Genomic DNA, 9,725 nt, shown 5'->3' on the forward strand with positions numbered 1-9,725 from the left:
CTCCTTCTCTATCAGCATCCGTCCCAATAATCACTTGATCCGCTGCTACCACTTCATCATAGATTCTCTTAAATTTTTCTCTAGAACCCTTGTCCTCTTTCAGATGTTGCTTAAATGAAACATTTGTCAGGGGTAATTTATCAAGTGACCAGTTGTCTGGTTCACTGTATTCAAATAGGTGCCCTTCAGCAGCCACCACATGTACTTCAGCTGGAAAATAGGGTGAATGCCTAATGACATAGACACCTTTCTTTTTACTAAATTGTCCCAAAGCTGTAGCGTAAGCTTCTGCCTGTTTCTCTTTTTCAGCCAGAATAACTATAACCATATCATTCTCCTTCTACTTCATTTTCTGTCATTGTAAGCTATAATTAAAAAATCTTTTGTAAAGGGACATCGACAAAGAATAGAGCGAGTTGGTATCAAAAAACAGCACATAAAGTTATATAACTTTATACACAAAAAAGAGGCTCTTAAAGAGCACTCTTTCTAGACCTTAAGCCCCTTCTTTGGGCTTTGGATAAAATTTTGATTTTGTACCACCTGTCTGTTTAACTGGTAAGGCTTTGTATGTTGTTCAACACTTTTTACAATTTTTGAGACTGTTCCATGAATACGTTTCATAGATTGCGCTAGTTGTTGATCATCAAGAGAGGTTAAATTATCAGTCCAAATTGCCATATAGCGAATGGCTTTCTCAGAGGTATCTAACCCAAAGTGCTTAGAAACGAGATAACTTGTCATCTCAGCTTCAAGTTCTCTACGATCTTTTGAGACATCTTCCTTATACGAGTTAGCAAATTTAGGATTATGCAGACTAGCATGCGCCAACTCATGAATGGTGGTTGCAACGACTTCCCCAGGAGTATTATCTGGATTCAAAAGTATTTTTTGTTCATCTGGATAAAAAGCTCCCTTCGCACTCTTCAATTCTTTTGCATCATCTTGATAGATCATTACTCCAATACCCTTAGCATAGTCTGAAAGTCCTTCAAGCACCTCTTTCGTACGAATATGATCCATATTAAAATCATAGTGACGATTTGGCATCGCTTTTGGATAAAATTCAGGCTTCAAGGTTGTTTGAGACAACTCAAAGACTTTATACGTAGCAAATTTAGCTAAGCCTGTATTTGAATCTCTTTCCTGGAAGAAGCGAGATTTTAACTTTCCTTCTTTCTTTAAAGCCTTTTCTTCAGGTGTCGCTTCAGACAATCTTTTATATTTTGGATTTCCTTTTCCATTTTTCACCTGATTCCCATTTTCATCCAATACAGGAATCATTTCAACCATCATAGGTCTAAACAAGGTAATATGTGATTTTTCTCCTGTCTTAACCGAAAGATTGTTATGAACAACTTCTCTTGTTCGACCTGTTTTTTTATTGGTATATGTATTTCTAGTTTCAAATACCTGATCTGAAGTAATTCCAAGAACTTCCCCCATAGATTGCCATTGATTATAGGTTGCGACTGCATTCGCTCCTGGCCACTGTTCCTGAATCAACGCTACATTTCTAGGTGAGAGTTCTGGAAACTTACTCATAAAATTCAGATACTCTTCTAACCGTTCTGGTGTTTCTGTATACTCTCTCACTTTTTGAAAAGCAACCTCACTCAATTCATGAGGCGTTAAAGTAGCATAATCAATACTACTTGGGTTTACTTCAGGAGTCTCCAATTCTGAAATAGGTTCCTCTTTTAGAATCTCCTCTACACGCTGAAGAAAATTATTTTTAGTTTCTTGCTTAGAAGATTGAAAAGCTACCGTTTCTCTTGTATCAAGTGTTTGAGATTCTCCCTCTCCTATCAATCGAGCCGATTCATTTGCTTCCAGGGAAATTTCCTTATTCACCACTCTATTTTCCAGCTGAGAAAGAATTTCTTCATCCATCAATGCTAGTTCAGATTGACCGTTGAGTCGACGATATCCTAATCCTAGCATTTGTGAAATTGGTTTAGTCTCATCTCCAACATCATATCGAATTCCTTCTTTAATCACTTTCCCACCTGGAGCATAGACATCAAACTTAATTTTGGTAGGAGGGATAAAGCCTTCAGTATTGCCTGCTGTTACTTGTTTCATTCCTTCTTGATGAATTGGATAAAAGTCCTGATTGGCCTTATATAGCTCCCTAGCGAAATCTTGATAAGATATCAGCTCTGTCTCTTTAAATGGCAATATAGGGCCTTCTGGGCGTTCCTCAGACCATTGAAGGCGTACATGGTAGTTTTCCTTATAGATATGATCTTGTATCCATTCTTTATAAAAATCTGAATTTGTATCTAGGAGATGAGCTTCACGAGCTGCAGCAACAATCTGATCAAATTTATCATTATGCTGCTTCTCATAGTCAAGATACTGATTCCAGGCTTGATGAAATTCTTCTGGAGTTTTTGAGATGTCACCTGGCACACCTAAATTATAGACAGTATCTAAGACTTGAGTAAACGTAGCCGAATCAAGTAGGGGTTTATTCAGGGTGTTCTCTGGAGTTGTTTGTTCAATCTCTTTAGAAACTTCTTCATACTGCTTATTCTTCAAAACTGACAGCATTTCTGCACCTTTGTCTTTAACATATTCCTCATTGATTGAGAGTTGATCGATGTGACCATCTCGCTCTCTAAAGACACCTAAAATAATCTTTTCCTGGTTTGTCTGATTTAGTAGAAGATTAAGACTTTGTCTTAATCGCATAAGGCTAGCTGGCAGAACCGTGCCATCTACTGTCCGAAAAGCAAGTAAAACATCTTGATCATTTGAGCGAATTGCCTTATCTAAATTTAGGGTATGAAACTTTTCTACATCTGACAAGTCTCCAAAATAAAAGGACTCTGCGTCTACCATGGTAGGTAATTCAGGGAGAACTTTCAACTTATCGAATGCAGCACCTCTGTTGGCAATCAAAATATTATCAAATTGTCCATTTCCAGTAGCAAAATCCAATAAAGTTTGTTCTGCAGTTTGCCCTTCTCTATAAGGATAAATACCCGTTAAGTGCATAAAGCTTTCTTTGTTATAAGAAATAGCAACACTATTCGTATCTGCACCATCCTGGTAAAAATAGATCACTTGTGAGTCTGCTATGTTTTCTAAGTACCATTGAGCAGCATTTTGAAGATGAGGAGCATATCTGTTTAGTTTCAGCAAGTCTTTATCTGAAATAGGATGGTAGTTATCCTTATGAATTGACTTTCTTTCCTCATTTATGCTAAAATGAAGTAAAGGTTGAGATCGAGTTTGACTTGGTGACAGGTCATTCAAAGGTTGCGATACATTCGCTTCTGGTAGAGGTGCTGCCCCCTGAGTTTCTTCAGGAAAATCCCCGAGTTTTGTCTCAACCTTTTTGTTTTGTTCAGAATTATCAGTAGTCTCTTGTCCATCCTCAAGAGACTTTTCTTTTTCTTCTGAATCTTCCATTATCTTAATAGGATGAGTCTCAAGACGTGACGTCAAGTTATCCAATAATTCTCGATTTAAAACAACTTCTCCCTCTTGTTCTTCCAGATAGTGAAACAATGTATTTGGTGTTGTCACAAAACCGTAGGAAAAGTCTCTTATTCCCGATTCAATCAATGGATACTCTAACATTCGCTCAACCGATTGTGACAGATTATCAAGGGTTCTTTCATTAAAATAGACGCCAAAACTATCACTTGAAAGGCTTTCTATCTGCTTGTTGGTATTGTAGGCTGCTATTGCAAGTTCACCAATAAAACGGGTTGAAATATCTACTCCCAAAGTTCTCTGATGAGGTTTCAATGCTTGATACAAGGAATCTTGCTCTGGAGTCCCTTTTTTCTTGTATAAATCAATCGTTTGATCATCAATAGAGGTCAAAAGTGAATGAATGGGAGACAACACTTCCATTTTTTTATCGCTGAGATATTTTGTAGGATGGCTATTTCCTAACTTCGCAAAGACATCATACAGATAGAAATCTGGTGCAAATTCAATTGATAATTCTCCAGATTGAATCCGATTATTTAAACTCTTTGTTAATGCTTCATTTTCACGTTTTACCTCTTCATAGCTCATCAATCTTCCAGCATTCTCCTCTATATTCCTAATAGACTCTTGATTGCCTGGAGAATGCTTTTCTTCCGCAGCTAGATCTGTTTCAGAGGGTCTAGTTGACTGAATAGAGAAAGAAATATTGTTCCAATTTTCTTTAAGCCACTCCGCATCTTCAGGAGAAAGGTGGCTGGTATCAGGAAAGTGACTTGATTCTGATAAAGTTGCCTCAGCCATTTCTTCATATTCTGATTTTCGACTATCAGATTTTTCTTCATGCTGACTCTTTAGAACATCATTCCAGTCCGTTTTATCTTGTCCTGATCTTAGTCCTGGTAGATCCGAATTGATAACAGCTCCTTTTGCTTCCAATTCTTGAATGAATGTTCTACCTGCTTTATCATTATCTAAAGCTAGGGTGATTAAATCCGCATTTTTCCCATCTTCAAAAAAGTGATGATCAATAGCTACTTGAAGTCCGTCTGCCATTTGTTCAGGTGTCCATCTTAGTGGTTTTCCTGACATTTCAGCCTGAATTTGAGATAGATGACGGCCAATAGTCGATTCTTTCAAACCATCCATAGAAACTAATCTGACATCCTGAAGACTATCCTTGTGCAATTCATAGTAGGACATTAAATCAATTGAACTCTCAGTGAAAATCAATCGTTTTGGACTGCCAATATCAACATGAATACCTGTCATAGGATCGGAGTTTTTCATAATCACTTTAGCATATCCATGTTTTGGCCACTTCTCCCAATTCTCCTGTATTCCTTGTAAAGAGGCTCCAACAACTTCACCTGAAGAAGAAAGGGACTTGAATACAATAACTGGCTCAATCGCATTTGTTGAATTTCCGCTATTACCTTCCGCAAAGTAGTCAAGTTTGGCATTAGCTTGGGCTAAAACACCCTGTTTCAAAAAATAATCAATCGTTTCATCGGATAGCCCACGATGATTCCGCAGATAATCTCTTCCATCTGAAAACGGCTGCTCGTATTTCTCAAGATAGTATTTAAAATCTTCTTGAGGTCTTTCAACCATTTGAAACTCTTTAAAATTTCCATCATTTAAAAAATCTACAGACTGGTTAAAATCTACTTCCTTTATCGTTTCAACTAAAGAAATCGCATCCCCACCTGTATTTCTAGAGAACCATTTCCATAAATTTTTATCAGGTGAAATAACTAGGCTATCATGTTCTTTCCATCGATAGTCTCGTCCAGAACGAACTAGCTCCATCTGAAGCTCGTTTGCAACATCCAAAATATCTCTAGAACGTGCAAATTCAACACGTTCTCTACGGCTTTTACCACGTCTTGATTCTTGTTCTGTCATATAAAATCTCCTTAAAATCCTTCATACTGTGGTTTGTACGGTTCTTTCTCTGCTTGTATAAATGATTCTGGCTCTAAGTGAACCAATTCCCCTACTGAAAAAGATTCAAATAGCTCAGAGTTTTCCTTAAAATCTAGAACCATTTCTAAATCAGAATTTCTTCCTTGACCCTCAAAATGCACTTGCTTGCTATCGGCATTTATTGCCGTAATTAACCATTCGGCTGAAAAGTCAAAGTCTTCAACTGCAACATCTGGAAATACTAGCTCCATTTTTCTACTCCTTTCTCTTTTATCCTTTTATTCTACGTAATAACTGAGGAATCACAGTTAAAGGGACAATAGATTCCCATTTTCAACAAAAAAAGCCATTGATTTTACAATGACTCTTATATACTGTGTCCTTTTTCCTCCAGTTCTTGCCTCTCATCGCTTCTCTCACGTTCCATGAGGGCTTTTTTATTTGCACGTTGAGCCCTTTGAAGAGAATTAGTCAAATTTCTCATGAAATCTGTATTGATGATTGCTTTACCTTGGGATTGTTGGACGTTTTTTCTTTGCAGGTTCTTCCTTTCTTGCATTTTATGTGAAACAGCTTGAGCTAACTGACTTTTCTGATTGCTTTCTTCCTCTGGTAATATTTTTTGATAGAGTGATTTGAGTTCAGAAAATCCTTTCGCATTCTCCTGTTTTAATTTTTGAATAATCGCTTGATCAGTCGTTTGTGAAATTTCCTTGTTTCGACTGTAAATCTGATGTTTCAGCTGAAAAATTGAGATATGGGTCTGTAGCTCTTCTATATAGCTATCTTTCGTCACAGGATAGCCCTTTAGAATAGTCAGCACTCCTTCATCTTGAAGAGGTTGAACTGCCACTAATTCTAGCTTCAAACGTTTAATAGGTGCTTGAATTGCTAATGAATCAGCTTTTCCTACTGAAAATGAAACACTATCTTCAAACTGGTTAGCAAGAGATTGTTTTAGAGATTGGTCTGCTTCACTTAGTTTATAATTTGGAGTCAGTTGCAATTCAGTCAGCTTCAGTCTTTGTTGAATTTCTTTCTTTTTCAATTCAACAAATGGCTTATCGGTTTCAAGTGGTTGAATTTGATCAAAAAGAGTTTTACGAACTAATAAACTACTCTGTTTTTCCTCCAATAAACTCAATTTTAAAGCATAGCGAAATGTTCCTAACTCCTGGCGCTCTTTTAATGATCGATCACTTTTCTTTTTAGCTGCTTCTACAAGATCTTTCAAATCAGCTGAAGAAAATAGCGACAAGTCTCTTAAAGTAAGTTGCTTCTCCAGTAAGTCTTCTTTCAGCTGACTCACATCATAAACTAATTCCCTAACATATTCAGGACGTCCCAAACCTGTTCCGTGTTTATCATAAGCAGCATAGACTGGTTTTGTGATTTCAATAGGTTTTGCTCCATCTTTCAAATCATAACCCAGTTTTTTCCAGGCATCTAGTGTTTTGATGACACTTGCGTTAGGATCCTGGGCTAAAATTAATTTTTGATTCTTTACTGAGAAATTGGCCAAATTTTTTTCCAGCCGAACGTCAGCTATTTCAGGAGCATTCTCACGAAATAGGTGCAAGATTTTATTTGCTAGTCGTTCTCTCAACTCCTTCTCTCGATTCGCTATTAATTGCTGCAGATGATAGCCTGCAGCCTCCTGTTGTGTTTTCTCAACACGACCGTCAAGTTTCCGAATCTTCTCGTAGGTTGATTTTTTTCCAGCCGAATAAGCTCCTCTATAGGTTTCTAGGAACTCCTTCGTTTCTTTCAGAAATTCTTGATAGAGCTCTTTCCCATCATTTTCTAAATAGGAGTCCAGATAGCGGTCAAGGAAGAATTTACTGACTGCAAAATCTCTTGCATTTGATCCATAGCGCCATTTTTTATCCATAGGCAAATGATTATAAGCCTGCTCCAAAAAATTTTTTTCAGCTGAAGAACGCACCATCTGATCTCTAAATACAGAATTGATCAACTCACTTCTGATATTGGCCAAGATTTGTTCTCGTCTAACAATCATTCCTCTAGTCTGTTCATTCAACAAGCCATGAAAAACATCACTTTTAAAACGCTCAATGGTTTTTTGGGAAAAGTTCCCTCTGTACTCCATTCGTCCACGAGGTCGATAGAAAATTTTTTCTCTTGCAGACTCGACTTCTGATAAACCAAAATGCACATGAATATTATCCGTATTCAAGTGAATGTTAGCCCACCAAAATGATGAGTCGGATAAGCTTTCTTTTTCAATCAATCTTGGTAATGCTTCACGTATGACCGACTTGATAGCTTGCTGATCGACTTTCCCAGTTTCCAGATCATATAATCCCTCTTTGGCCAAAAAATCATTATCAAAAGAGATAACACCTTGCCATAGAAGAGAGCCATTTTGATAAGCCTGTTCTAACTTACTTTTCAATTCAGTTACTTTGCTACGCTGCAAGTAATTGGCCTCTTTTGTAAAAATCGCAGTCATCTCTTCATTTTGGTTTTCAGTAGCATAAGAGCGATTCATATAATCAATGTATTCCTGAAAATTTAGTTTCGTTTCTGGAACTTCAGTTTGAATTTTTTGTAGTTCATCTTCAGTTAGAGACTCGATATTTTGTCTGTGTGTTTCTAAATTTAATTCGTTATCAACCTCAACAGCTTCGTCTCTATTAGTGTAGTCTACAAAGCCACTATTTGCTTCAGTGTATTGCAGCATGAAGGTAATACTTGGACTAGAAGATACGTTCATTATTTTCCTCTCTTTGAATTAAAATAGTCCATTTTTTCTTAAAAGAGCATAGTCTTTTAATAACGGTTGTAATTCTTCAGGTTCAACTTGAAAATCATTGATCCACCGTCCTGATTGAGAAATATGTAATTCTTTTTGCTCTTCAATAAATTGCATGGGAATCAATAAGATATTTGGTTTTTCTAACTCTGAACCACTTTCTCGTTCTAAAAAGGCGACAATAAAATCTTGATTACCTTTTGTTCTCAATTGCCAGTGATGGGAGTTCCCGTTTTTCCTTTTATACAATGAGCTGTATTTTACATCAATCGTTAGACCATCTAGCCAAAAATCATATACTGGATTATTTTTCTTGAAATACTTATTCGCATCCGTTGCATCTGGAACATACTTTTGAAAAAGCTCCTCGGCCAGTCCCCCAAGCTTAGCTGTCCTAGAACCATACTGAATTTTATCTTGAATTTTCAGACAGCCACTCTTAATCAATTTCAAATGAGCTATATGAGTAGGCAACCCTGACTGTCTCACCGCTTCATGAAAATCTCCTGTTTCTAAATAGATCTCAACAACATCTACCATTTACTGTACCTCAATGAGAATGTTTGATTGTTTGACCACGTGCAACATCTTCTTGAATGACATCGTTAATTCTTGCCATTAATTCATGCTGTGTAGGATCCAGTCGTGAATGAATAGATTCCAAATCTTGAACATCAAAATCATCTTTCGTAATAGCATGAAAGTTGGTTAGTGTTAAATAAAGAATTTGATCAAGTTGACGATGAATTGCCTTGTTGTCATTTCCAGAATCAAAGCCATCCCCCAAATTTTTTTCCAGCTGAGTCAGTCGCTCATAGAAATTTTTTCCTTCTCCTAATTCAATAAAGAGTTTATAAAAAACTTCAATCAAAGTAACGAGCGTTGCTGAATTATTTCGATACTGTTTCTGCAAAGCAGACGATTCTTTCAAGTAGGATTTTATTTCCTTAAATTTTTCATGTGTTTCTTCGCTAAAATATAAGCTAAGTCTTGGATTCATTTTTCCCTCCTCAATTTTTCTGAGATGATCCTGTCAAATAATTGATTTTATATCCTGGTTGAATATTAAAGATATATACATCAAATGAGATCTCATCATCTTCAATACTCTGTGCTTCCATACGAACTCCTCTAGCAACTAATTCCACATTTCTAAATATAGGAGTTACTCGATAGCGGACATGGTGATTCGTATTTTTTATGTAGTTAGCAATCTTATTTTCATAGTAAACCATTGATGATTGTTCATCTTCAAAATTTGCATTTAAAGCACGTGTACCTGTAAATAAATTTTTAGCATTCGCATTCTCTCCACTTAATTGAAAACCGATTAAGTGAGAACGATTATATAAATAATCTTCTTTCCCGTTGAAAATTATTTTTTTATTTTTCCATCCTGTTGGCGTGATAGACGAAATAGATTCTCTATCTTCAGTTGGCATCAATTCTTTTCCCAACATCGCTTCAGCAATTCCTACACGATTTAAAAAATCTAGATCAGAATATTTTTCCCAGCTGTCATTTTCTAAACTCAATTCGTCTTTTGTAAATTGTGATTTTTCATTGACGACAA

At 36.5% G+C, this 9,725-nt stretch carries 7 protein-coding genes; all 7 read right to left on the reverse strand.

What is annotated here, in order from left to right:
• On the reverse strand, positions 1–328 hold a 328-nt coding region (locus tag QM460_RS09990; protein WP_414290018.1), incomplete at its 3' end, for a toprim domain-containing protein.
• Positions 329–489: 161 nt separating this feature from the next.
• Complete coding sequence (locus tag QM460_RS09995; protein WP_414290019.1) at positions 490–5,355, reverse strand: PBECR4 domain-containing protein; 4,866 nt, start codon at positions 5,353–5,355, stop codon at positions 490–492.
• Between the two features lie 11 nt (positions 5,356–5,366).
• Positions 5,367–5,627, reverse strand: a complete 261-nt coding sequence (locus QM460_RS10000; protein WP_261053589.1) for a hypothetical protein — start codon at positions 5,625–5,627, stop codon at positions 5,367–5,369.
• Positions 5,628–5,743: 116 nt separating this feature from the next.
• On the reverse strand, positions 5,744–8,113 hold the full coding sequence (gene mobP2 / locus QM460_RS10005; RefSeq protein ID WP_414290020.1) for a MobP2 family relaxase: 2,370 nt from the start codon (positions 8,111–8,113) through the stop codon (positions 5,744–5,746).
• An 18-nt stretch (positions 8,114–8,131) separates the two neighbouring features.
• Entirely contained in the window at positions 8,132–8,692 is a 561-nt protein-coding gene (locus QM460_RS10010) for a hypothetical protein (protein ID WP_049537693.1), read from the reverse strand.
• A gap of 10 nt (positions 8,693–8,702) precedes the next feature.
• A complete protein-coding gene (locus tag QM460_RS10015; protein WP_050077965.1) occupies positions 8,703–9,152 on the reverse strand; it encodes a hypothetical protein in 450 nt (149 codons plus the stop codon).
• 10 nt (positions 9,153–9,162) lie between these two features.
• Positions 9,163–9,725 (reverse strand): DNA/RNA non-specific endonuclease (locus QM460_RS10020; protein ID WP_414290021.1); only part of this gene is annotated, 563 nt, incomplete at its 5' end.

This window comes from Streptococcus infantis (assembly GCF_047464415.1).
GTDB lineage: Bacteria > Bacillota > Bacilli > Lactobacillales > Streptococcaceae > Streptococcus > Streptococcus infantis_AE.